The organism is Longispora sp. NPDC051575 (assembly GCF_040681875.1).
Taxonomy (GTDB): Bacteria; Actinomycetota; Actinomycetes; order Mycobacteriales; family Micromonosporaceae; genus Longispora.
In genome coordinates this window covers 71,517-95,361 of sequence record NZ_JBFAZP010000010.1, presented here as the reverse complement: position 1 = coordinate 95,361, position 23,845 = coordinate 71,517, and the positions used below count along the sequence as shown (strand labels likewise).

At 70.5% G+C, this 23,845-nt stretch carries 22 protein-coding genes and 1 tRNA gene; 12 read left to right on the top strand and 11 right to left on the bottom strand.

The window, feature by feature from the left end; all coding sequences use genetic code 11:
* Positions 1-3: 3 nt before the first annotated feature.
* From AB0M43_RS29535 to AB0M43_RS29520, 4 genes are all read right to left on the bottom strand, one after another.
* Positions 4-834, bottom strand: a complete 831-nt coding sequence (locus AB0M43_RS29535) for a carbohydrate ABC transporter permease (protein WP_363729055.1) — start codon at positions 832-834, stop codon at positions 4-6.
* Entirely contained in the window at positions 831-1,754 is a 924-nt protein-coding gene (locus AB0M43_RS29530) for a sugar ABC transporter permease (RefSeq protein WP_363729054.1), read from the bottom strand. The genes AB0M43_RS29535 and AB0M43_RS29530 overlap by 4 nt, the downstream gene beginning before the upstream one ends.
* Positions 1,754-3,061, bottom strand: coding sequence for a sugar ABC transporter substrate-binding protein (locus AB0M43_RS29525; protein ID WP_363729053.1), 1,308 nt, complete (start codon positions 3,059-3,061; stop codon positions 1,754-1,756). The genes AB0M43_RS29530 and AB0M43_RS29525 overlap by 1 nt, the downstream gene beginning before the upstream one ends.
* Before the next feature lie 338 nt (positions 3,062-3,399).
* Positions 3,400-5,439, bottom strand: a complete 2,040-nt coding sequence (locus AB0M43_RS29520) for a cellulase family glycosylhydrolase (RefSeq protein WP_363729052.1) — start codon at positions 5,437-5,439, stop codon at positions 3,400-3,402.
* Positions 5,440-5,523: 84 nt separating this feature from the next.
* On the opposite strand from AB0M43_RS29520, the gene AB0M43_RS29515 reads away from it, so the two are divergent.
* Positions 5,524-6,669: a LacI family DNA-binding transcriptional regulator gene (locus AB0M43_RS29515; RefSeq protein WP_363729051.1), complete on the top strand. Its 1,146-nt coding sequence runs from the start codon at positions 5,524-5,526 to the stop codon at positions 6,667-6,669.
* 148 nt (positions 6,670-6,817) lie between these two features.
* On the opposite strand, the gene AB0M43_RS29510 is transcribed toward AB0M43_RS29515, so the two are convergent.
* Together AB0M43_RS29510 and AB0M43_RS29505 are read right to left on the bottom strand one after the other, a co-directional pair.
* Entirely contained in the window at positions 6,818-7,096 is a 279-nt protein-coding gene (locus tag AB0M43_RS29510) for a hypothetical protein (protein ID WP_363729050.1), read from the bottom strand.
* On the bottom strand, positions 7,089-7,622 hold the full coding sequence (locus tag AB0M43_RS29505) for a sigma-70 family RNA polymerase sigma factor (RefSeq protein WP_363729049.1): 534 nt from the start codon (positions 7,620-7,622) through the stop codon (positions 7,089-7,091). The genes AB0M43_RS29510 and AB0M43_RS29505 overlap by 8 nt, the downstream gene beginning before the upstream one ends.
* Before the next feature lie 274 nt (positions 7,623-7,896).
* Between AB0M43_RS29505 and AB0M43_RS29500 the strand changes: the two genes are divergently transcribed.
* The 4 genes from AB0M43_RS29500 (at position 7,897) to AB0M43_RS29485 (ending at position 11,708) form a co-directional block, all read left to right on the top strand.
* Complete coding sequence (locus AB0M43_RS29500; protein WP_363729048.1) at positions 7,897-8,475, top strand: GNAT family N-acetyltransferase; 579 nt, start codon at positions 7,897-7,899, stop codon at positions 8,473-8,475.
* 223 nt (positions 8,476-8,698) lie between these two features.
* Complete coding sequence (locus AB0M43_RS29495) at positions 8,699-9,364, top strand: hypothetical protein (protein WP_363729047.1); 666 nt, start codon at positions 8,699-8,701, stop codon at positions 9,362-9,364.
* A gap of 57 nt (positions 9,365-9,421) precedes the next feature.
* A complete protein-coding gene (locus AB0M43_RS29490; protein ID WP_363729046.1) occupies positions 9,422-10,183 on the top strand; it encodes a MerR family transcriptional regulator in 762 nt (253 codons plus the stop codon).
* A 160-nt stretch (positions 10,184-10,343) separates the two neighbouring features.
* Positions 10,344-11,708 carry a DNRLRE domain-containing protein gene (locus AB0M43_RS29485; RefSeq protein ID WP_363729045.1) on the top strand — a complete coding sequence of 455 codons (1,365 nt, stop codon included), beginning with the start codon at positions 10,344-10,346 and terminating at the stop codon, positions 11,706-11,708.
* A gap of 164 nt (positions 11,709-11,872) precedes the next feature.
* Here AB0M43_RS29485 and AB0M43_RS29480 read toward each other — a convergent pair.
* Positions 11,873-11,958, bottom strand: a tRNA-Leu gene (locus AB0M43_RS29480).
* Positions 11,959-12,131: 173 nt separating this feature from the next.
* On the opposite strand from AB0M43_RS29480, the gene AB0M43_RS29475 reads away from it, so the two are divergent.
* The 7 genes from AB0M43_RS29475 (at position 12,132) to pknB (ending at position 21,010) form a co-directional block, all read left to right on the top strand.
* Positions 12,132-12,953 (top strand): DUF3662 and FHA domain-containing protein, encoded by an 822-nt coding sequence (locus AB0M43_RS29475; protein ID WP_363729306.1) that lies wholly within the window; start codon positions 12,132-12,134, stop codon positions 12,951-12,953.
* Positions 12,954-12,958: 5 nt separating this feature from the next.
* Entirely contained in the window at positions 12,959-13,444 is a 486-nt protein-coding gene (locus AB0M43_RS29470; protein WP_363729044.1) for an FHA domain-containing protein, read from the top strand.
* Positions 13,441-14,859, top strand: coding sequence for a protein phosphatase 2C domain-containing protein (locus AB0M43_RS29465; protein ID WP_363729043.1), 1,419 nt, complete (start codon positions 13,441-13,443; stop codon positions 14,857-14,859). The genes AB0M43_RS29470 and AB0M43_RS29465 overlap by 4 nt, the downstream gene beginning before the upstream one ends.
* 90 nt (positions 14,860-14,949) lie before the next feature.
* On the top strand, positions 14,950-16,317 hold the full coding sequence (locus AB0M43_RS29460) for an FtsW/RodA/SpoVE family cell cycle protein (protein WP_363729042.1): 1,368 nt from the start codon (positions 14,950-14,952) through the stop codon (positions 16,315-16,317).
* Entirely contained in the window at positions 16,314-17,756 is a 1,443-nt protein-coding gene (locus AB0M43_RS29455) for a penicillin-binding transpeptidase domain-containing protein (RefSeq protein ID WP_363729041.1), read from the top strand. The genes AB0M43_RS29460 and AB0M43_RS29455 overlap by 4 nt, the downstream gene beginning before the upstream one ends.
* A gap of 15 nt (positions 17,757-17,771) precedes the next feature.
* Positions 17,772-19,316, top strand: coding sequence for a protein kinase (locus AB0M43_RS29450; RefSeq protein ID WP_363729040.1), 1,545 nt, complete (start codon positions 17,772-17,774; stop codon positions 19,314-19,316).
* The gene (gene pknB / locus AB0M43_RS29445; protein ID WP_363729039.1) at positions 19,313-21,010 is read left to right on the top strand and encodes a Stk1 family PASTA domain-containing Ser/Thr kinase; all 1,698 of its coding nucleotides are present in this window, start codon (positions 19,313-19,315) and stop codon (positions 21,008-21,010) included. The genes AB0M43_RS29450 and pknB overlap by 4 nt, the downstream gene beginning before the upstream one ends.
* Positions 21,011-21,091: 81 nt before the next feature.
* On the opposite strand, the gene AB0M43_RS29440 is transcribed toward pknB, so the two are convergent.
* Genes AB0M43_RS29440 through AB0M43_RS29425 form a run of 4 tightly spaced genes read right to left on the bottom strand, consistent with a single transcriptional unit; the run spans position 21,092 to position 23,786 of the window.
* Positions 21,092-21,736 (bottom strand): aminodeoxychorismate/anthranilate synthase component II, encoded by a 645-nt coding sequence (locus AB0M43_RS29440; RefSeq protein WP_363729038.1) that lies wholly within the window; start codon positions 21,734-21,736, stop codon positions 21,092-21,094.
* Positions 21,733-21,891, bottom strand: coding sequence for a hypothetical protein (locus AB0M43_RS29435; protein WP_363729321.1), 159 nt, complete (start codon positions 21,889-21,891; stop codon positions 21,733-21,735). The genes AB0M43_RS29440 and AB0M43_RS29435 overlap by 4 nt, the downstream gene beginning before the upstream one ends.
* 3 nt (positions 21,892-21,894) lie before the next feature.
* Complete coding sequence (locus AB0M43_RS29430; RefSeq protein WP_363729037.1) at positions 21,895-22,953, bottom strand: class E sortase; 1,059 nt, start codon at positions 22,951-22,953, stop codon at positions 21,895-21,897.
* Positions 22,950-23,786 carry a DUF881 domain-containing protein gene (locus AB0M43_RS29425; RefSeq protein WP_363729036.1) on the bottom strand — a complete coding sequence of 279 codons (837 nt, stop codon included), beginning with the start codon at positions 23,784-23,786 and terminating at the stop codon, positions 22,950-22,952. Before AB0M43_RS29425 ends, AB0M43_RS29430 begins: the two co-directional genes overlap by 4 nt.
* Positions 23,787-23,845 lie beyond the last annotated feature (59 nt).

The window sequence follows — 23,845 nt, the reverse complement described above, 5'->3', positions numbered from 1 at the left end:
CTCCTATCCCTTGAGAGCGCCCTCCCCAAGGCCACGGAAGAAGTACTTCTGGAGCGAGAAGAACAGGGCCAGCAACGGCAGGACGGAGATCATCGTCCCGGCGGCCACGAGCCTTTGGTCGTTGGAGAACGTCCCCGACAGGTACTGCAACCCGACCGTCAGTGTGTACTTGTCCGGGTCCGAAAGGATGATCAGCGGCCAGAGGAAGTCGTCCCACGCGGCCATGAAACTGAGCAGCGCCACCACCGCGAGGGTCCCCTTCACGCTGGGCAGCGCGATCCGCCGGAACCGTTGCCACGCGTTGGCCCCGTCCATCACCCCGGCCTCCTCGACCTCCCGGGGCAGCGCCAGGAACGCGTTGCGCAGCAGGAGCACGTTGATCGCGCCCGCGCAGCCGGGCAGCCACACCCCGGCGAGCGTGTCGGCGAGCCCCATGCCGCGCACGGTGAGGAACACCGAGATGAGCACGGCCTCGCCGGGAATGAGCAGCGTGGACAGGAACAGCAGGGTCGCGAGCCGCCGGCCACGGAACCGGAACCGGGCCAGCGCGTAGCCGCCCATGCCCGCGAACAGGCAGTTGCTGACCACGGAGGCGATCCCGACCATGAGCGAGTTGAGCGCGTACCGCCAGACGGGGATGACCTCGCCGACCTTCGCGTAGTTCTCCAGCGTCGGGTCGGAGGGCAGGAAGTGCGGCGGGTAGGTGTAGATGTCCTCGGTGGGCGCCTTGAGCGAGGTGGACAGCTGCCAGAGGAAGGGCCCGATCGAGAGCAGGAAAACCAGGACCAGCAGGGTGTACCGGAGCGCCAGCTCGCCCTTCGACGTCTTGTTCACGCCCGGTCCTCCGCCCGGTTGACGCGCATCAGCGCGATGGCGAAGCCGAGGGTGATCACGAACAGGACCAGCGACAACGCGCTCGCGTACCCGACGCTGCCGTCGAGGCCCCGGCCGACCATCTGGATCAGGAACACGATCGTGATGGACTGTTGCCCGGGGCCGCCGGAGCCGTTGGACATCACGTAGATCTCGGTGAAGACCCGGAACGCCGAGATCGCCGACAGGGTGCCGATCAGCACCATCGTGGGGCGCAGCATGGGGATGGTGATGCTCCGGAACCGGCGGAGCGCGCCCGCGCCGTCCAGGGCGGCGGCCTCGTGCAGTTCGGTGGGGGAGTTCGCGAGGGCGGCCAGGTAGATGACCATGTAGTAGCCGAGGCCCTTCCACACGGTCACGGCCATCGTGGAGAACAGCAGCAGCTGGCTGTCGGTGAGGAACCCGATCGGCGCGTTGATCCACTCCAGGCCCTCCAGGACCCCGTTGACCAGGCCCTGGGTGCCCAGCGCCCAGCTCCACACCAGTCCGACGACGACGCCGGAGGCCACGACCGGGGTGTAGAACGCCGCCCGGAACGCCGCGATGCCCGGGATCTGCTTCACCACCAGCATCGCGAGGAAGAGCGGCAGGACCACCATGAGGGGTACGACGACGACCATGAACAGGGTGCTGTTCTGCAACGCGATCCAGAACTGGCCGTCCCCGACCATCTCGCGGTAGTTGTCCGCGCCGACGAACCGGCCGCCACCGAGCGGGGTCGCGTCGGTGAAGGACAGCACGATCGTGTTCAGGAACGGGAACAGCGAGAACATGACCGTGGTGAAGAGCGGGACCGCGAGGAACACCCACGGGGTGAACCAGAGGTTGCGGCGGACGCCGGGCCGGGCGGCCCGACGTCCGACGGTGGTCTGTGCGGCCACTAGGAGCCTGCGGTCAGCAACTGGTTGCAGTCGGCCACGGCGGTGTCGAGGGCGTCCTTGGCGGACTTGGTACCCATCATCGCCAGTCCGACCTCGCGCTCGAACACCTTGCTCATCCGGTCGGAGAACTGCGCCGGCGTGTAGGCCACCGCGTCCTTGATCTGCTTGCCCATCTCGATCCGGTACTTCTCCTCGTCCGCGTTCTTGTCGGCGCGCGGGGTGGAGAAGAACGGGTCGTCGTACGACTTCGGGCTGCTCGGGAAGATGGTGACGATCTTCGCGAACTTCGTCTGGTTCTCGGGGTTGGTCACGAAGTGCGCGAGCTCCAGGGCGGTGCGCTTGTTCTTGGACTTCGCGGACACCGACAGCCCGAGGATGTACATGTTGCTGTGCCCGGTGTTGGTGAGCTGCGGCGCGATGGCCACGTTCGGGTACAGCGTCGGCGCGTTCTGCTTGATCTCGGTCAGGAAGCTCGCCGAGCCGGGGACCAGCGCGATCTTGCCGGCGAGGAAGTCGGTGTTGGACTTCGCGCCGTCGCGGGTGAGCGCGTCCGGCGGCATGGCCCCGGCCTTGAACAGGTCCACGTAGTCCTGGAGGGCCTGCACGCCCTCGGGGGTGTTGAAGGTGAACTTCGTGCCGTCGGCGTTCATCACCTGCACCCCGTGCAGCGCGAGGTCGACGAGCCCGGGCTTGGCGGACAGCGCCCACACCTTGCCGTCGCTGGCCTTGGCGATCTTCATCCCGAAGTCCTTGAACTCGCCGAAGGTCTTCGGGGTCTGGTTCGGGTCGACGCCGGCCTGCTGGAGGAGCGACCGGTTGATGAAGTTCCCGCCGGTGGTCAGGTACCAGGGGAAGCCGTAGTTGCCGCCCTTGCCCGGGATCTCGTAGGCCTTCCAGGAGCCGGGGGTGTAGTCGTTCTTCGCGCCGGGCAGCGCCGTCTCGTTGTTGAGTAGCAGGCCCTGCTTGCTCATGGGGAGCGCGTTGTCGGCGCCGATGTTGACGACGTCGGGCATGGTGCCGGCGGCGGCGTCGGCGAGGATCTTCTGCTGGTAGCCGTCCGGCGGCAGGTCGATCCACTTGACCGTCGTCCCGGGGTACTTCTTCTGGAAGTCGTCGATCATTCCCTGGATGTAGTCGGTGAACTTCGGCTTGAGCGACAGGGTGAGGAAGCTGACCTCGCCCTTGACCTCGCCGGTCACCGCCCCGTCCGTGGCGCCCTTGTCGTCGCTGCCGCCGAGGCCGCACCCGGTCGCGGCGAGTGCCACGGCGGCGAGGGCCGCGACGAGGCGGATCTGAACCCGGAACATGTCTCTCCCCACTCTGGACTGGTCGTGGGCGGAACCGTATTCCTCGAATGACAACGATGTCAAGACCGCGACGCGAGGTTGTCACCCCTAAGAAACTTCGATGGGTACGCGCCCGCGCAGGCTCGCTGGTCAGCGAATTTGTGGGGATTCGCCGCTGCTAGGTGGCCGGAATGTCACGGCTTGCGCGGCTGAGGAATCACGGGTCACGGTGGACGCCGGGGCGGCGCGGAAAACGTGCTGGCCCGGCCCCGTGGTAGACACCGCTACCACTGGACCGGGCCACATATCCCCCTGAAAAATCCCCACGGCCCCGCCGCCGTGAAGACCCCTCCGTGGACTCAGAGCCTGACCACTCCGACTCCACATGAAGGAAGAGTCACTTCACCCCCGATGGGTTCCCCACTGAGAGTGACGCTGGACACAGTCCCCCGGAACCGGGCCGTAACGGACTCCCGGCCGGGATTCACCAGCCACGCGTACCGGGCGCCCGACGAGTGCTCGATCGTGTCCACCAGGACGCGCGGATCGTCCACCGACACCTCCACGGTGACCCCGGCGACGGCGGCCAGCGCGCGGTACAGACGCCAGGTCGGGTCGGGGTTCGCGTTCGGCCGGTACGCCGCGAACGCCTCCACCGGGATCGTCGACAACACCATCCGGCCGGCGCCGACCTCGGTGACCAGCAGCGCCGGGTGCCCGTCGGAGTCCCGGGCGACGACGGTGGCCAGGCCGGGGCTGACCGGCAGCCGGGACCTGGTGTGCTCGGAACCGCCGACCGGGAACGCCAGCGTGCTGCCGGCGGGGATGTCCCCGAAGTCCCGCTCGAACGTCCACAGCACCACGGGCGTGCCCTCGGCCGGCTCGGCGGCTCCGGCGAGGGGCGGCCGGACCGGATCCGTCCCGGAAGCGCCGGCTGAACCCGCGACGTCCACGCCCGAGCCGGTCGCCGCACCCGGGGCCGGGACCGTCACCACCGGGTCGATCTGCCCGTAGAACAGCTCCGACTCCACGCCGAACACCTCGTCCGGCCGCCACCACGGCCCGCGCTGGTGGATGTCCACCCCGGCGAAGTAGCTGGCGTACACGGTCGCCCCGGCCTCGGCGCGGGCCCGCAACGCCCCCCACGTGGGCAGCTGCAACGCCTTGGCGCACGGCACGAGCCACAGCTTCGCCGACTGGTCCCCCAGCTCCCGCTCCCGGACCACGGCCGGCGAAAGGTCGGCGGCCCGCGCGGAGATCCAGGACTGGAAACCACACTCCCCGACGGGTACGGAGTCCTCCTGCACCGTCATCGGCAGGTCCTCGTCGAGGTACGAGCTGATCAGCAGCCCGACCTCCGACGGCACCCGGGAGCACCCGGCGAAGTCCACCGCGTCGAGCAGCTCCCGGAACCGCTTCAGCTCGCCGAGGGCCGGTTTGGGCACACCGTCGGGGGTGGTGAGGCCGAAGCCCACCTCGTACCCCCTGAAGGTGTACGGCCTTTGATCCGGCAACGCGAAGTCGGTGTTGTTCCAGGCGATCCAGCCGGACGCGCCGGCGAGCAGGGAGGTGGCGAGCACGACCCGGTACACGTCGGCGACGTGCTTGTCCGCGCTGAACGTGGACGTCGCGCCGAACTCCTCCAGGATCACGGGCAGCCCAGCCGTCTGGGAGAGCTCGCAGGCCCACGCGTGTCGGAGCAGGAGGCGGGTGACGTCGTCGCCCATCGGGTACACGTGCGGGCCGGCGAAGTCGATGGTCTCGCGCAGTTCCCGGAGCCGGTAGCCGTTGTCGCGGCCGGACACCTCCAGGCCCCAGGCGCCGTCGCCGAGGCTGACCGGCTGGGTCGCGCCGGCCGCGCGGACGGCCTGGGTGCAGATCCGGGCCCAGGCGAGCACGTCGGCGTGGTCGGGCGGCCCGACCCGGAACTCGTCGGCGTACTGCGGCATCTCGTTGGAGATCAGCCAGCCGACGATGTTGGGCTCGTCCTTGAGCGCCTTGGTGACGGTGTTGATGTAGTACGCCTGCTGGCCGAGCATCCAGCCATCGGTGTACAGATCGCGACCATTACGCCACGGTACGTCATAATTCTGGCCGGACATGTGGCCCACGAGGAAGGTCGGCACCACCCCGATGTCGTACTCGGCCGCGATCCCGGCGAACCGGACCTGGAGGGCGAGCCCGTCGGGGTCGACGAAGTCCGGCCGGGGCATCAGATCCGGCCAGAAGCAGAAGTTGCGCACCGTGTCGAGGCCGTGATCAGCCAGAACGGCGAGTTCGCGGCGCACGGTGGCCTCGTCGAACGCGCGCCACATGAACGGGCCCCCGGCGGCGGACCAGTAGTTCGCGCCGAGCCACACGCGGTCGCCGGGCAGCCGGAGTAAGGATCGTTTCAGCACTCTGTGATCAGACAACGTTGTCTCTGGCGCTGTCAACTACGCTTAGCACTCATGACAGCCGTCACTCCTCCCAGGCGCCCCACCATGAAAGACGTGGCGGCGCAGGCCGGCGTCGCCCTGAAGACCGTCTCCCGCGTCGTCAACGGCGAACCGGGGGTCGGTCCGGGCACCCTGGCCCGCGTCGAACAGGCGATCGTCGAGCTCGGATACCGCCGCAACGAGAGCGCCCGCCAGCTCCGCAGCGGCCGGGCCGGCACCCTCGCCATGGTCGTCCGGGACATCGCCGACCCGTTCTTCGCCGCCATCGGCCGCGCCGTCGAGATGACCGCGCACCGCGACGGCCAGGTCGTCATGATCGGGTCGACCCACGAGGACCCCAAGCGCGAACGCGAGGTCGCCCTGGCCTTCTGCGCCCGCCGCCCCGACGCCCTGATCCTCGCCCCGATCGCCGACTCCCAGGACTACCTGCACCCCGAGGTCGAGGCCGGCCTGCCCGTCGTCGCCATCGACCGCCCGGCGCACGGCATCCTCGCCGACACCGTGCTGTCCGACAACGTCGGCGGGATCCGGGCGGCCGTCGACCACCTGGTCGGCCACGGCCACCGCGTGATCGGGTACCTGGGCGACGACCCCGTCGTGTACACCGCCCGCGAGCGGGTCGACGCGTTCCGGGCGGCGCTCGCCCGGCACGGGATCGTCCCCGACGAGTCCCTGATCCGGCTCGCGGCGCCTACGCCGGAGGGGATCGCGCGGTCGTTGGGGGAGCTGCTGGGCGCGGGACCCGGAGCGGCCGGCGCGGTGCCGGGCGCGGGACCCGGCGTGCCGGGCGCGCTGCACGGAACCGGCCACGGGTCTGCCGCGCTGTCCGGTGCGGGTCTCGCGTCAGGTGAGCCGACCGGCCCCATGTCGGGAGCCGGAACCGAGGCGCCGGCCGGAGTCGCCCCGGTGCCCGCCGGCCCCGTCACCGCCCTGCTCACCGCCAACAACCGGATCACCGCCGAGGTGCTCCGCCAGCTCCCGGGCATGCCGCACCGCCCGGCCCTGATCGGCTTCGACGACCTGGAACTCGCGGACCTGATCACCCCGGGCCTGACCGTCATCGCCCAGGACGCGGAGGGCATCGGCCGCGCCGCGATGGAACTCCTCGACACCCGGCTGGCGGATCCGCGGCTCCCGGCCCGCGAGGTCCGGATTCCGACCCGCCTGATCGTCCGGGGCTCGGCCGAGTAACCCGAGGCCGGACAACCCCGGGCCGCACCACCGGGGACAACCCCGGGCCGCACCACCGGGACCGGGGCGCGACCGAGCACAGCAGCGGCCGCGCCCAAGCCCGGTCCTCACCTGCCCGGCACCCTCCAGGGCCGGACAATGCTGGTGATCACCCCGGACCCGGGCGCCCTCCCCGGTCGGGCACGTGCAGTTCGCAGCGGCCGGCCACGCACCGGCGTTCCAGGCGACCCTTCGAGATCGTCTGGACCAGCCCGATGGTCCAACACGTCGGACACCCCCGCAGCGCGACCAGCCCGACCGGCGCGAGCAGCAGGCTGACCGGCCCCACCGCCGGCATGAGCGCGATCGCCCCGACGAGGGCGCCGAACCCGACCGTCCCCCGGGCGAGGTGCCGCAGCACCGAGGTACTCGCGAAACCGCTATCCATCGGCCGGTTCCAGGTTCTGCCGGACCAGCAGCCGCGCCCGGTGCAGCCGGGACTTCATCGCGGCCGTGCTCAGCCCGAGCGCGTCCGCGACCGTCCGGCCCGGGTGGCCCTGGATGTCCCGCATGATCAGCACCTGGCGGAGCTCGCCCGGCAGCGCGGCCACCGCCGCCGCCACGCGTTCGGCCTCCAGGCGGCGGAGGATGTCGTCCTCCAGGTGCTCCGTGGCGCTCTCGGCGGGCTCGCGGAACCGGAACGCCGTCCGCGTCCGCCGCAGGCACTCGTTGCGCACGATCCGGAACATCCACGAGCCGAGCGCGGCGGTCGCCCGCAGCATGCCGATCTTGCGGTACAGGATGATCAGCGCCTCCTGCGCGGCGTCCTCCGCGTCGTGCGGCGACGCGCACAGCGAATGGGCGAAACGCATCACATGGGGGTACGACCCGGACACGAGCGCCGCGATCGAGTCGACGTCGCCGCGCTGGGCGGCCAGGACCAGGTGCTCGCCGGGCCAGCGGGTCTCAGCCACGACGCCGCTTCCGGATCAGGACGACGGTGCACACGCACACGAGGATCGCACCGCAGGCGATGAGGGCGGTAGTCATGCCAACCTCCAGGTCAGGGCCGACGGGGCTGTCGGCGTACCCATAAGAGGTGTCCGGTCCCGGAAAGGATTCGCCGCCGGGCCGTTACCAGTCAAGATCAAGAGCTGGTGATGGTTACGCCGCGTTTCCGGACCGGCGCGCGGCGGCACGTCGGAGGCGAGGCCCCGGGAACCCGGTACCGGTCAGACAATGGTTTCCATGCCGCTCCTCACCGATCCCGTCCTCGCCTCCGGCACCCTCGCCAACCTGCCGCACCCGGTCCTGACCGGCGACGGCCTCACCCTCCGCCCCTGGCTGCCCGCCGACGCCCCCGCCGTCCGCGCGGCCTACGCCGACCCGGGCATCCAGCGCTGGCACGCCCGCTCGATGACCGCCCCCGAGGCCAGGGCCTGGATCACCTCCTGGCCGGCGCGGTGGGCGCAGGAGAGCGGGGCGGGCTGGGCGGTCACGGACGACTCGGGCCTCCTGGGCCAGATCAGCCTCCGCCGCCTGCACCTCGCCGAGGCCTTCGCGGAGATCTCCTACTGGGTACTCCCCGCCGCGCGCGGTCGCCGGGTCGCCACCCGCGCGCTGGCCACCCTCACCGCGTGGTGCTTCGACGAACTCGGCATGCACCGGCTGGAGATCGAGCACTCGACCCTGAACGCGGCGTCCTGCGGGGTGGCCGTGGCCGCCGGGTTCCCGGTCGAGGGCACCAAGCGCGGCGGGGCGCTGCACGCGGACGGCTGGCACGACATGCACCTGCACGCCCGCCTGGCCGGCGACGTCCCGAAGTAGCCGGAGAAACCTGCCCACCCGGCACCGGCACCGTCCACGCGCCGGGGCGAGCCGACACCGACCCGGCGCGGTGACCACCCACACCTGCCCAGGGCCCGCTCCCGCGCCTTGCGACCCCGGTCCACGCGCCGAGGGCTGCTCCCGCGCCTTGCGAGCCACCCCCAACCCACCCGAATCCGCCGCCCGCCCATCCCCACCCGACCGCGCGCCTAGAATTCCGCAAATGGAGCAGAACGAGTGGGTCTTTGGCGACGGCGGAAAGATTGTCAGCAAGGAGGAGATGATCGCGGCGCTCGGTCCGGGCGCGCAGCCGCCGACGTTCACCGCGTTCGGCGGACCGCAGGCCGAGTGGTGCGCGGAGACCTGGCAGAGCGCGAAGGAGCCGTACGCCTACGGGGTGTACGCCGACGGCCCGGTCCCCTTCGCGGTACTCCTGGAGGACTGCCCCGACCTGGAGTCCGCGCAGGTGGCGAGCAGCGAGGTGCTGGCCCGGATCATCCTGACCTGCGTCGGCGAGGGCAACGCCAAGCCGGCCCTGCACTGGCGGCGGGACACGGGTGACGAGGTGGCCGTGGTGCCCACCGCGGACACCGAGAACGGCGAGATCGAGTGGTACGGGGTGACGTGCCTCGGCGGGCAGCACTGGCAGTACAACAGCGGGAACGACCTGAACGGCGCGCGCCGCACGGTCGCCGAGGCGGTGCTGTCCTACGGCCTGATCGACGAGGAGGACGAGGACATGCTGCCCCAGGACCGGCGCGACCTGAAGAGCATCCTCGCCCTGGAGGCGTGGGCCACCCACGTGCTCGCCGAGGACACCCGGCAGCGCGCCCAGGGCGTGCACGGCTTCCTGATCGGGGCCGAGGAGGTCCGCGAGATCCTGAAATAGCCGCTTGACCCTCACGCCACGGGAGGCCGCAGGCTGGTTCTCGACAGAGGGGGAACGATGGGTTACTCGGTGGGTCAGGTGGCGAAGTTCGCCGGCGTGACGGTGCGGACGCTGCACCACTACGACGAGATCGGGCTGCTGTCGCCGAGCGGGCGCACGCGGGCCGGCTACCGGCGGTACGACGACGCGGACCTCGAACGGCTGCAGAGCCTGCTGTTCTACCGGGAACTCGGGTTCCCCCTGGAGGAGATCGCCGCCATCCTCGGCGATCCGGACGTCGACGCGACCGCGCACCTGCGGCGTCAGCGGGAGCTGCTGCTCCACCGGATCGGCCGGCTACAGGACATGGTGGCGGCGGTCGAGTTCGCGATGGAGGCGAGACAGGTGGGTGTCCAGATGACCCCGGAGGAGCGGTTCGAGGTGTTCGGGGAGCACGACCCGGCCCGGTACGAGGACGAGGTGCGCGAGCGGTGGGGCGACACCGACGCGTACAGGGAGAGTGAGCGGCGGACGAGGTCGTACACCAAGGAGGACTGGCTGGTCATCAAGGGCCAGGCCGCCAGCATCAACCAGCGGCTGGCCCTGGCGATGACCAGCGGGATCCCGGCCGGGGACCCGCAGGCGATGGACCTCGCGGAGGAGCACCGCCAGCACATCACGCGGTGGTACTACGACTGCACCTACGAGATCCACCGTGGACTGGCCGAGATGTACGTCGCCGACCCCCGCTTCACGGCCACCATCGACGCGGACGGCGCGGGCCTGTCGGTCTACGTGCGCGCGGCGATCCTGGCCAACGCGGAGCGCGCCGAGCGGTAGTACCGCGTCGGTTGTACACCCCGGGCGGAGTACCACCCGGGGTGTACTGCTTGTTCAACTCCGTGCTGGATGCCCCGACACCAGGCGATCCGTAACCTTCGACGCGCCCCGGACTGACCGGTCCACCGTTCGGTCAGCTCCGGACGCGAAGGGAGCCTCGATGTCGGAAGACGGTCGGCCGTGTCCGGAGAATCCGGGTACGCCCGAGGAGTTCGTCGACGCGCTGCGCCGGCTCAAGGACTGGCACGGGCTGTCGTTCCGCGAGTTGGAGAAACGGGCCGCCGCGCGGGGGGACGTCCTGCCCAGGGCGACCCTGACGACGGCGTTGGGCCGCAGCACCCTGCCGCGCGAGGAGCTGGTCGCGGCGTTCGTGCGGGCGTGCTGCGCGGACGAGGAGCAGGTCCAGCGGTGGGCGGGGGCCCGGCGCCGGCTCGCGGCCGGGGAACCGACGGAGCCCGCCGTGCGGGTGGCCCCGGTGCCGCACGGCCTGACCGGTGCGGTCTCGGCCGGTTCCGCCGGGGACGACGACGCCGAGCGGCCGGCCGCCGGTCCCGCAGGGCCTGACGCTGTCGAGCCCGCCGCAGGGCGCACGGCCACCCAGCCCGCCGTCGCGGTCGTCCCGCCGGAGCTCGCCGCCGGGGTGCTGACCGTGGCCTGGCGCCGCACCAGCTTCCCGGTCCGGGTGCTGACCGCCCTCGTCCTCCTTCTTGTGGCAACTGTCACAACCGCCGCCGTGGTCCGGGCGGTCCGGGACTTCGGCGGCGGCAACCAGGCCATGTCCCAGGACGACGACACCCCGGACGAGACGGGTACGCCGGGCGACGAGCCCTCCGCGTCCCCGCAGAGTTCCCCCACCCCGGGCGAGGACTCCGGAACCGGCCCGGACGGCGGAGACGGAGGCACCGGCGGCCCGGGAGGCACCGGAGGCTCCGGCGGCCCGGGCGGCATCGGCGGAGCCGCAGGTGGCGAGCCCACCGCCGGCCCCTCCCCGGCCAGCCCCGGCCAGGCCACCACCCCCGCCAACCCCCCGGTCACCGCCACCTACGCCGCCACCGACGACACCACCATCTGGCGCGGCGCCCCCGACGCGACCGGCTTCGGCACCCAGGACGACGCGTCCACCTGCGGCGAGCCGTGCGCGAACTCCTCCACCCCGGGCTTCCAACGTCAGGTTCTGGTCAAGTTCGACGCGCACGACCTGCCGGCGGACCGGTGCGCCTCGGCCGTGCACCTGCGGCTGTGGGCGAAGAACGCGCCCGGGGCGGTCCGGGTGCACAAGCTCGGCACGAACTGGTCGGAGAGCTCCGCGACCTGGAACAAGCGCCCGGCGCGCGGGCCGGAACTGACCAGGTCCCGCAGCGGCGGCAGTACCGGCTGGATCGTCTACAGCCTGCCGTCGGGCCAGCTCGCCCCCGGCGCCTACGCCTACGAGCTGGAGGGGCTGGACAGCCAGACGGCGGGCTTCGGGACCCGGGAGAGCGGCCAGGCCGCGCAGTTGGTGATCACGCACAAGAGGTGCGGGTAGAACTCGCCGAAATTGTCTGCGAGACCGGGATTGTGGTGTCCGTCATCCGTCACCCCCGTGTTTCCACGACCGTCCCGGCGGGCGTTTGTCGGAGTTGGTGAGGGGTAACTCTCGACAAACGCGATCAGGCCCGATCGCAAGACCGGGCCTGATCACATAACCGCTGGTGGGGATGGAGGGAGTTGAACCCTCACACCCTTTCGAGTACACGGACCTGAACCGTGCGCGTCTGCCATTCCGCCACATCCCCGCTGCGCGTAGGGGATCTTACTAGTGAGCCCCAAACGTGCGACACTTCGGCGGCAAACTCCGAAGCGACCTGAGGAGCCTACCCCATACCGGGGTTTCTCCTGCATGCGGTGGGAACTCTAGCATGTCTCTGGGAGACGACCCGTCCTCAGGTAGCCCCGTCCGGATACCATCATCACGTCGGGACCCAAGGAGGAGCCGGTGAGCGTTCTGCAACGCTTCGAGAAGAGGTTGGAAGGCCTGGTGGAAGGGGCCTTCGCGAAGGTCTTCAAGGGGGTAGTACACCCCGTGGAGATCCTCAACGCCATGCAACGCGAGGCGGAGGCACACAAGGCCATACTCGCGGGAGGCCGCACTCTCGTACCGAACAGGTATGTGATCGATCTCTCGCAGTACGACCATGGGCGACTCGCCCCCTATGCCGCCGCTCTGGCCCAGGAGCTGGCCCAGTCGCAGGCCGAGTTCATCGGCGAGCAGGGCTGGACGGTGTACGGCGACGTGATCGTCGAGGTCGAGCGTGGCGAAGGTCTGGACACGGGCATGTTCCGGGTCACGGCCGAGGTCTACACGGGTGGTGAGGTCGCGCCGCAACCGGCGTACAGCGCCCCCCAGCCCGGGTACGACCAGGGTGGTGGCTACCCGCCGCCCCCCGCGCCCGGCGGCTTCGACCAGGGTGGTGGCTATCAGCCCCCGCCGCCCGCCGGTGGAGGGGCACGCACGCCGCGCCTGGTCTCCAACGACGGCCGGCAGTACTCGGTGGCGATCGGTTCCACGATCATCGGCCGGGGCGAGCAGGCGCAGCTCCGGCTGCCCGACGTCGGGATCTCCCGCCGGCACGCCCGGCTGGACTTCGACGGCGCCCAGGTGGTGCTCACCGATCTGGGGTCCACGAACGGCACGCTGGTCAACAGCCAGCGGGTGTCGGCGGTGGCCCTCAACCCGGGTGACGTCATCCAGATCGGTACGACCTCACTGACGCTCCGCGTGGACGGTTAGCCACCTTGCCGGACCTCGTCCTCGCCGTAGCACGTTTCGGCTTCCTCGTCCTGCTGTGGATCTTCGTGTTCGCCGTGGTCGGGGTCGTCCGTCGTGATCTGTTCATCGGGGCACGCGCCGGCCGGCTCGTGGCCGCCCCACGGGGGGTGGGCGCGGGTGCGGTCGGCCTTCCGCGTCCGCCGAAGGGCAAGAAGGGCAGGGCGGCCCACCTGCTGGTGGTGACCGAGGGGTCGCTGGCGGGCACCAGGATCACGCTCGCCGAGTCACCGATCACGATCGGCCGGGCGGAGGACTCGACGTTGGTCATCACCGACGACTTCGCGTCCGCCCGGCACGCCCGGCTCGTGCCGCGCGGTGGTCAGTGGTTCGTGGAGGATCTCGGTTCCACTAACGGCACGTACCTCGATCGCGCTAAAGTCTCCGGACTGACCCCCGTCCCCCTGGGCGTGCCGATTCGTATCGGCCGCACGTCACTAGAGCTACGGCCATGACATTGACATTGCGCTTCGCGGCTCGCAGTGACCGCGGTCTGATTCGCAGCGGGAACGAAGACTCCGTCTACGCTGGACCGCGCCTGCTGGCTGTCTCCGACGGCATGGGCGGCATGGCCGCTGGTGACGTGGCGAGCAACATCGTGATCGGCACCCTGGCGCCGCTCGACGAGGACGTGCCCGGCATCGACGTGGTCGAGCCGCTACGCCGCGCCGTGGACCTGGCCAACCAGCGGCTGCGCGGCATCGTGGACGCCAATCCCCAGTTCGAGGGGATGGGCGCGACCCTGACGGGGATGCTGTTCTCCGGCAGTCGGTTCGGCATGGTCCACGTCGGCGACTCGCGGGCCTATCTCCTGCGCGGCGGCGAGTTCGCCCAGATCACCAAGGACGACACGTACGTCCAGATGCTGGTGGACGAGGGTCGGATCACGCTCGAGGAGGCCAGTAGCCACCCGCAGCGGTCGCTGATCACCCAGGCGATGGGCACGCTCGACGTCCACCCGGAGTACTCGATCCTGGAGGCCCGTTCCGGCGACCGTCTCCTGCTGTGCAGCGACGGGCTGTCCGCCGTGGTCAGCTTCGAGACCATCGGCGAGACGCTGCGGACCCTCGCGGATCCGGGCCAGTGCGTGGAGCGGCTGATCCAGCTCGCCCTGCGCGGCGGCGGCCCGGACAACATCACCGTGATCATCGCGGACGTCACCGACGGCGACATCGTCGAGGGCACGCCGATCGTGGACGGCGCGGCCGCGCAGAACCGCGACAACAACCGGCCCGTCGACCTGACCAGCTCGGCCGGCCGGGCGGCCGCTCTCCAGCCGCCGCGTCCCGCCGCGCCCGAGGGGCCGGTCGTCAACATCGAGGACGAGGACCGCCCGAAGGGGCACCCGGTCCGCAACTCGCTGCTGGTCGTCGTGATCCTGCTGGTGCTGGCCGGCGCGGGTGCCGGCGCGTGGTTCTACACCCAGACGCAGTACTACGTGGGTGCCACCGACAACGGCGAGGTGGCCATCTTCAAGGGCGTACCGGGCTCGGTGGCCGGCATCGACCTGTCCAAGGTGGACGTCGTGAGCCCCCGGCAGGTCTCGGACCTGACCCCGGTGGCCCAGGAGAAGGTCCGCAAGGGCATCCAGGTCGGCGACCTCGCGAAGGCGCAGGCGCTGCTGGCGACCCTGACCGACGACCGGGTCGACAACGACAACCTGCTCCCGCTGTGTGCCAGCCCGAGTCCGAGCGCGTCGCCGTCGCCCAGCCCGCAGGGCAGCCTGGTGCCGAGCCCCACCCCGAGTTCCTCGGCCTCCGCGACCCCGACGACGACGCCGTCGCCGACCCCGGGCGCCACGCCCAGCGCGAGCCCGAGCGCCTCGTCCCCCACCCCCGAGCCCTCGACGGCCTGTCGAACCCGAAAGTAGTCGGCCTTGACCGCGCCCGTCGCAGCACCAGTCCCCTCCTCTCCGGCGGGGACCGCTTCGCGTGTTCCGACCCGGCGCAACGCGGAGCTGATGCTGCTGTTGGCGGCGATCGGCATCGTGTTCGCGTTCAGCGCGGCGGCCGAGGCGGGGGCGGTCCAGAAGATCACCGGCGATTTCTGGGTACTGCCGGCGATGATCAGCGCCGTGCTCCTCCTGGCGCACGTGGTGGTCCGGTTCGTCGCGCCGTACGCGGACCCGGCGATCCTGCCGTGCGTCGCCCTGCTCAACGGGCTCGGCGTGGTGTTCATCCGCCGGCTCGACCTGGGCGAGGTCAAGCTCCGGCAGCGGCCCGACTTTCCCGTGTTCTCGGGGCAGAGCGTCCGCCAGGTGGTCTGGACCCTCGTCGCGGTGGGACTGTTCACGGCGCTGCTGATCCTGGTGCGCGACCACAAGGCGATCTCGCGGTACGCGTACACCCTGGGGCTCGTGGGTCTGGTGCTCGTGGCCCTTCCGGCCGTGCTGCCGGCGAGCATCTCCGAGGTCAACGGCGCGAAGCTGTGGATCAAGCTGGGGCCGGTGTCGTTCCAACCCGGCGAGTTCGCGAAGGTGGCCCTGCTGGTCTTCTTCGCCTACTACCTGGTCCGCAAGCGCGAGGTGCTGTCCCTGGCCAGCCGCCGGTTCGTCGGCATCGACTTCCCCCGGGGCCGCGACCTCGGGCCGGTGCTCACCGTCTGGCTGTTCAGCATGCTGCTGCTCGTGTTCGAGCAGGACCTCGGCACCGCCCTGATGTACTTCGGCATGTTCGTGGTGATGCTCTACATCGCCACCGAACGGGTCAGCTGGATCGTGATCGGCCTCGCCACGTTCATCGGCGGCGCGGTCCTGGCGCACACGTTCATCAGCCGGCTCCAGCTCCGGGTGGAGATCTGGCTCGACCCGTTCTCCGACGCGCGCGGCAAGGGCTACCAGCTCGTGCAGTCGCTGCTCGGCTTCGGCACGGGCGGCCTGTTCGGCACGGGGCCGGGCGCGGGCCAGCCGGGCATCATCCCCGAGTCGCACAACGACTTCATCACCGCCGGGTTCGGTGAGGAGATCGGGCTGTTCGGCGTGACCGCCATGCTCTGCCTGTACCTGACGATCGTGATCCGAGGCCTGCGTACGGCGGTCGGGGTGCGCGACTCGTTCGGCAAGCTCCTCGCCGGCGGGCTCTCGTTCACCCTGGGCTTGCAGGTGTTCGTCATTGTGGGTGGCGTGACGAAGCTGATTCCGCTGACCGGGCAGACCACGCCCTTCCTGTCCGCCGGCGGCTCGTCGCTGATGGCCAACTGGATCCTGATCGCCCTGCTGATCCGGATCTCCGACGCGGCCCGCCGTCCGGAGACCGGCCAGCCGTCGAAGCAGCCCGCCATGCTGCACGACGCGCACACCGAGATCATCCGACCCGGGAGCAAGCCGTGAACGCGCCACTGAGCCGGGTGGGGATCGTCGTTCTGGTCCTGTTCGGCCTGATCTTCGTGAACCTCAACTACATCCAGGTCTTCCAGGCCGACAAGTACCGCAACAGCCCGTACAACGGCCGGGTGCAGCTGGACGAGTACAACAAGGAGCGCGGCCAGATCCTGCTCGCGGGCGGGGTCAGCATCGCCAAGAGCGTGGACACCGGCGGCGACCTGCGCTACCAGCGCACCTACCCGTTCGGCCCGGCGTACGCGTTCGTGACCGGCTACAAGGCCGTCTACCTGGGCAGCGCCGGCATCGAGTACGCGAACAACGACCTGCTCTCCGGCAAGTCCAGCGAGCTGTTCGTCAACCGGCTGACCGGCATGCTCACCGGCAACAACACCGGTGGCGGCAGCGTGCAGCTGACGATCAACCAGAAGGCGCAGGAGGCGGCGTTCTCCGGGCTGGGCAACCGCAAGGGTGCCGTCGTGGCGATCGACGCGACCACCGGGGCGCTGCTCACCGTGGCCTCGACCCCGAGCTTCGACCCGTCGCCGTTGAGCGGCAACAACACGGTCGCCGCGAACGACGTCTGGCAGAACTACAACAAGGATCCGGCGCAGCCCATGCTGAACCGGGCCTTCCTGAACAACTACCCGCCGGGTTCGACGTTCAAGGTGGTCGTCTCGGCCGCCGCGCTGGCCAAGGGCCTGACCCCGGACACGAGCATCCCGGCCGGCCCCGGCTACCAGCCGCCGCAGACCGAGCACGTGATCCGCAACGACAACAGCTCGATCTGTCCGCAGGACCAGGTCACGATGAAGTCGGCGCTGACCCAGTCGTGCAACACCGGTTTCGCCCGGCTCGCGGTCGACCAGATCGGGGCCGAGAAGCTCAAGGAGCAGGCGCGGGCGTTCGGCTTCGAGTCGGAGTACGAGACCCCGCTGAAGGCCGTGAAGAGCGAGACCGGCCCGATGGGCGACCCGGCCGTGCTCGCCGGGTCCGCGATCGGCCAGCAGTCGGTGAAGATGACCCCGCTGCAGGGTGCGATGATCGCGGCCGGGGTGGTGAACGGCGGCACGCTGATGAAGCCGTACCTTGTCGCCCAGACCCAGGCTCCGGACCTCAGCGTGCTGGACAAGGCCGACCCGAGCGTGTTCAACCGGCCGATGACCCCGGCGAACGCGAACGGGCTCGCGGACATGATGGTCAGCGTGGTCGAGAACGGCACGGGCACCAAGGCCAAGATCAGGAACGTTCGGGTGGGCGGGAAGACCGGCACGGCAGAGGCCGGCGCGGGTAACCCCGAACACGGCTGGTTCATCGGATTCGCGACGCAGGGCAACCAGAAGATCGCCGTGGCCGTCTTTCTGGAGAACGCCGGCGAGGGCGGAAGCGGCGAGGCCACCAAGCTCGCCGGCAATGTGCTGGCCGCTGCGCTCGGCGTAGGAAGATAAGGGAGTATCAAGGACATGTTGACGCCAGGCAGCACGCTGGGCGGCCGCTACCAGCTGACGGAGCGGATCGCCAGCGGCGGCATGGGTGACGTCTGGAAGGCCGAGGACGGCGTTCTGGGCCGGGTCGTCGCGGTCAAGGTTCTCCTGCCCGCGCTGCTCGAGGAGCCCGGCTTCGTCGAGCGGTTCCGCGACGAGGCCCGCACCATGGCGACCATCAACCACCCCGGCGTCGTGAAGGTCTACGACTTCGGGGAGAGCGAGCTGCCCGGCGGCGGCCGCGCGTCGTTCCTCGTGATGGAGTACGTGGAGTGCGAGCCGCTCAACGTCGTGCTCACCCGGGTCGGCCGGCTCACCCCGCAGCGCGCCATGGACCTGATCGCCCAGGGCGCCGACGCGTTGCAGGCCGCCCACGAGAAGGGCATCATCCACCGGGACGTGAAGCCGGGCAACCTGCTGATCCGCCCGAACGGCACTCTCGTCCTCACCGACTTCGGCATCTCCCGCTCCGGCGCCGGCAGCAACCTGACCGCCGTCGGCTCGACGCTGGGCACCGCCGCGTACATGTCGCCGGAGCAGGCGTCCGGCCAGGTCGCCGGCCCGCTCTCCGATGTCTACTCGCTCGGCATCGTCGCCTTCCAGGCCGTCTCCGGACACCGCCCCTTCGAGGGCGAGAACCCGCTCGCGGTCGCGATGATGCACATCCGCGAGACCCCGCCGCCGATCCCGGGCGACGTGCCGGCCCCGATCCGGCAGTTCATCGAGGTCGCGATGGCCAAGGACGGCGCGACCCGGTGGCCGAGCGCGGCGGCGATGGCGCACGCGGCGCGCACCGTCGGCGCCGGCGGTCCGATGCCCCCGCCGCCCGGCCGCACGGGGTACACCCACGCCCCGGCCTCGCCGAGCACGACCCGCACGAGTGTCATGCCGCCCGTGGTGCCGCCGGTGATCCAGCCGGGCAACACGGGAGAGCTCCGCCATGGCGGGTACCAGAAGGGCGCCGCCTCCGTACCGGTCTCCGCCCCGCCCCGCCCCCAGCAGGCGTACTACCCGCCGGAGCAGCCCAAGAAGGGCAACGGCCTCATCATCGCGATGATCGCCGGTGGCGTGGTCCTGCTGCTGATCCTGGCCGGGATCGCCTACGCGATCGCCAACAGCGGCAGCGACGGCGACAAGGGCAACGACCCCGGGTCCGTGGTGACCAGCGCGCCGCAGCCGACGGCCGGCCCGAAGACCTCGGCGGCGCCCGCCATGGTCACGATCCCGTGCGAGGAACTGAAGGGCAAGCAGCTCGACCAGGTCGAGAAGAAGCTGCGCGAACTGGGCCTGAAGACCAGTGTGAACCCGGTCGACTCCGACACCGTCAAGGAGGGCCGGGTCGTCGACCTGCCCTGCGAGGCCGCCAAGGGCTCCACGGTGCCCGTGCAGGTGTCCAAGGGCGGCGGGAACACCTTCCCGACCGGCTTCCCGACGTTCGGCAACCCGAGCCCGACCGCGTCCCCGAAGCCGACGAAGACCCCGACGGCGCAGCCCACAAACCGAACGAACGGGGACTCGCAATGACCTCCCGCCTCCTCGGCGGCCGGTACCAGGTCGGCGAGCTGCTCGGCTACGGCGGCATGGCTGAGGTGCACCGGGGCCGTGACCTGCGCCTGGGTCGCGACGTGGCGATCAAGATGCTCCGTACGGACCTGGCCCGGGACGAGACGTTCCAGGCCCGGTTCCGCCGGGAGGCCCAGAACGCCGCGTCCCTGAACCACCCGGCGATCGTCGCCGTGTACGACACGGGCGACGAGCGCGGCACCAGCGGCGAGAGCCTGCCGTTCATCGTGATGGAGTTCGTCAACGGCCGCACCCTCAAGGAGCTGCTGACCGCCGAGGGCCGGTTGCAGCCGCGCCGCGCGCTGGAGATCACCGCCGACATCTGCGCGGCGCTGGAGTTCAGCCACCGGCACCAGATCATCCACCGGGACATCAAGCCCGGCAACGTGATGCTGAACCTGGCCGGCCAGGTCAAGGTGATGGACTTCGGCATCGCCCGCGCGCTGTCGGGGCACACCTCGACGATGACGCAGACGAGCGCCGTGATCGGTACCGCGCAGTACCTGTCGCCGGAGCAGGCGCGCGGCGAGACCGTGGACGCCCGCTCGGACGTGTACGCCACCGGTTGCGTCCTCTACGAGCTGATCACCGGGCACCCGCCGTTCACCGGAGACAACCCGGTCAGCGTCGCCTACCAGCATGTCCGGGAGGCCCCGAAGCCGCCGAGCACGCTGTGCCCGGACGTGCCGCCGGACGTGGACGCCGTGGTGCTCAAGGCGCTGGCGAAGAACGCGGCGAACCGGTACCAGTCGGCCGGTGAGATGCGTGCCGACCTGCTCCGGGCCGCGTCGGGTCGGGCCGTGCTCGCCACCCCCGTGCTGGCCGAGGACGAGCGGACCGCCGTGTTCACCCCGGTCGGCGGCCGGGGCGTGCCGGCGACCGTGGCCGACCCGGGCAAGCGCAAGGCCTCCACCTGGATGATCGTGCTGCTCATCGTGCTGGGCATGGTGGCCGCGGGCGCACTGGGTACCGGGGTGTGGCTGGCGAACCGCAAGACCACGATCGTCGCGCCGAACATGGTCGGCAAGAAGGAAGCCGACGCGCGGACCGAGCTGGAGAAGCAGGGTCTGCGGATGGAACTCGGCGCACCGGTGCAGGACGAGACCTGCACGGTCGGCAATGTCGTGGCCCAGGCGCCGGCCCCGCCGGACAAGGTCGACAAGGTCGGCGGCGTGGTCCGGGTGCAGATCTGCAGCGGACGCAACCAGGTGCCCGTCCCCCAGCTGATCAACCTGAGCCGGGAGGACGCGCAGAAGCAGCTGACCGCCAGCAAGCTGGTCCCGAAGTTCGTCGAGGTCGACAGCGAGAAGCAGAAGGACATCGTGATCGACGCGGACCCGAAGCCGGGCACGATGGTCGCCTCGGGCAGCGAGGTCACGGTGTCGGTGTCGCGAGGGAACAAGGTCCAGGTGCCGGACCTGATCGGCCAGACCGAGTCGGGTGCCCGGCAGCAGCTGGAGAGCCAGGGCTTCACGAACTTCGAGTTCCTGTCGGGCAACCCGGTGACGGGCAAGACGCCCGGGACGGTCACGGGCACGAGCCCGAAGCCGGGGACGCTCGTGAAGAAGAGCGACCACATCAACGTGTACCTGCAGCCGGCGGCGACCACCCCGCCGGCCACGCCCACGGCGACCCCGACGGCCACCCCGACCTGAAGGTTTCCGTTTCCGGGGCTCGCCTGACTGGCTGGGCCCCGGAAAGGCCGGCAGGACAGGTGGGCTGATGCCCCGACCGGTCTAGACGAACGCGGCGAGCCGGCGTTCCTCGACCTCGGCGGCCAGCTCCGGCACCAGCGCCAGCGCCTGCGGGTGACCACAGGTCACCAGCCAGTTCGCCAGCATCCGGTGCCCGCCCTGGGTGAGCACCGACTCCGGGTGGAACTGCACGCCCTCGATCGGCAGCTCCCGGTGCCGCAGCGCCATGATGACCCCCGAGTCGGTCCGGCCGGTCACCTCGATCTCGGCGGGCAGGGTGCCCTCGCGGACGGCCAGCGAGTGGTACCGGGTCGCGGTGAACGGGTCGGGCAGGCCGGCGAGCACCCCGGTGTCGGAGTGGTGCACGAGGCTCGTCTTGCCGTGCAGCAGCTCGGGGGCGCGTTCGACGATGCCGCCGAAGGCCTCCGCGATGGCCTGGTGCCCGAGGCAGACGCCGAAGATCGGGAGCTTCCCCCCGTACTCCCTGATCAGCGGGATGCAGATCCCGGCCCGGTCGGGGGTACCCGGCCCGGGGGACAGCAGCACGCCGCCGATGTCGAGCGCGCCGACCTCGTCGAGGGTGATCTCGTTGTTCCGCCGCACGACGCACTCGACGCCCAACTGGCCCAGGTACTGGACGATGTTGTAGACGAACGAGTCGTAGTTGTCGACGACCAGGATCTTCACTGCGTTATCTGCCCGTCGTTGAAGGGGAGCAAGGGATCGATGGCGGGATACACCACGTACCACAGTAGTGCCGCTATCCCGCCGATGAGCAGCAGCGACCCGATCAGCTTGCCGGGCACCCCGAAGGGCAGTTTCCGCCAGATCCACCCGTACATGCGCTACCCCAGCTCCGCCGGCTTGCCGGCTGTCTTCGGCTGGGTGCGGCTCAGTTCGGCGTGCACGACCATCCGCTCGTAGTTGTCCAGTTTCGGGTTGCAGGTCGTCAGGGTCAGCACCGCCTTCGTCGGCTTCGCGCCGGGCTGGCCGGGCACCGGGGCGACGACCTCGACGGCGTTCGGCTTGACGATCACGTTCTGGTAGACCGTGTAGACGTACCAGCTGTCCCTGGTCTCGACCACGATGACGTCCCCGGGCTGGACCTTCTCCATGTCCCACCAGATGCCGGGGCTGCGGTGGCCGGCGACGGAGAAGTTGCCGACCTTGCCGGGGCCGGCGGACTCGGGGTAGTGCCCGGGCGCGTACTCGATGTCCTTCGGCTTCACGCCCTCGACCACGACCCACGGGTCCTTGCGCATCTTCTGCACGTACAACCGGGCCAGGGCGGTGCCCGGGTACGGCGCGGACGTCGGGCCGGCCGAAGGGGTGGGCACGACCGGCGCGGCCCAGGCCTGGTCGATGCCCTGGCTGAGGGTGTCCTGCCGGTCGTTGATCGCGGCGGTCTTGCCCCACACCTCGTACGCGGCGAAGAAGAGGACGACGAGGCCGCACGTGATGAGCAGCTCGCCGAAGGTCCGGATGCCGGCGCGGATGATGGTGCTGGCGCTGGGGCGGGTCAGTTCCGCGTACACGCTCCGGTAGCCCTCGTCGGTGCGGACCGCCCGCAGTTTGACGACGTTCGCGCCGGCCGCGTGCCGGGCCTGGACCCGGGTGCCCTCGGGGGCGGTGTCCACGATCGGGAGCATCGTGGTCATCTGCTCGGGGTGGTGGTCCGGAGAGGTCGTCCGGGCCGGGGGCGAGGCGGGCGCGGGGGCCACGGAGCGGATCGGGGCGGCGGACGACCGCGCCTCACCCGTACCCGTCGGGTCCTGGTCCTTCGGGGTGTCCGACCTCCCGGACGGGCCCGGCCCGGACCGCGCTGCCGGCGTGCCCGACCCGACCGGACCGGTCGGCACCATCGGGAGCATCGCCGTGTCGTCGTCGGGGTGTTCCCGGGTCACGGAATGACCTTGGCCTGGGTGAGCCCGGTGGACCCCGTGAATGCCGGCACGTTCAGCTCCCCGCTGGTCTTCGCGTCGTAGCCGAGACCGTAGGACCGCGCCGCCTCGCGGAACGCCTGCACACCGGGTGCGGCGTCCAGGGCGGCGAGCATCCGGGCCTGGTCACCGATCGCCACGATCTTGAACGGCGGGGAGTAGACCCGGCCGTGCAACAGGAGGGTGTTGCCGACGCAGCGTACCGCGCTGGTGGAGATCACCCGGACATCCATGATGCTCATCGCCTCGGCCCCGCCGGCCCACAGCGCGTTGACCACGGCCTGCACGTCGCCCTGGTGCACGACCACGTCGTCGGGGCGGGCGCCGTTGGGCAGGATGCCGTCGGGGTGCCGGGGCGCGTCGTCCAGCCGGATCGTGAGGCCGGGGCCGCGCATCGGGGTCATCGCGGCGGCCTCGCGCAGCCCGTTGGCCCGGGCCTGCTGCTCGGCGATCCGGCTGTCGGAGCCGGAGAACGCCTCGGTGCCGCTGTCGACCTCGCGTCGGAGCCGGCTCGCCTCCTTTTCGGCCTCGTCAACCGATTTGCGTCGTTGATCCAACAGTTGGGCGAGTTCGACGGACCGATCGTTACGAAGGTCCGTTCCGTTGGCCGTCGTGGCGCTGGCGGCGAACATCACACCGGCGCCCAACATGATGACCGGAACCAGGTATGACCAGGGCCCACGCCACTTGCCGGGCCGTCGCCGGAGGGCGACCCGGACCCGGTGGAGCGTCCGTCGCCACGGCAGCGCCCGGGCGGGGCTGATGCTCTGGGGCGGACGTTCTGTGGACTTGGACACTCCCACTCCTTGTGCTGCGCGTCTTCTTGACTACGCTAACTGGTGACGTCCGGATCAGG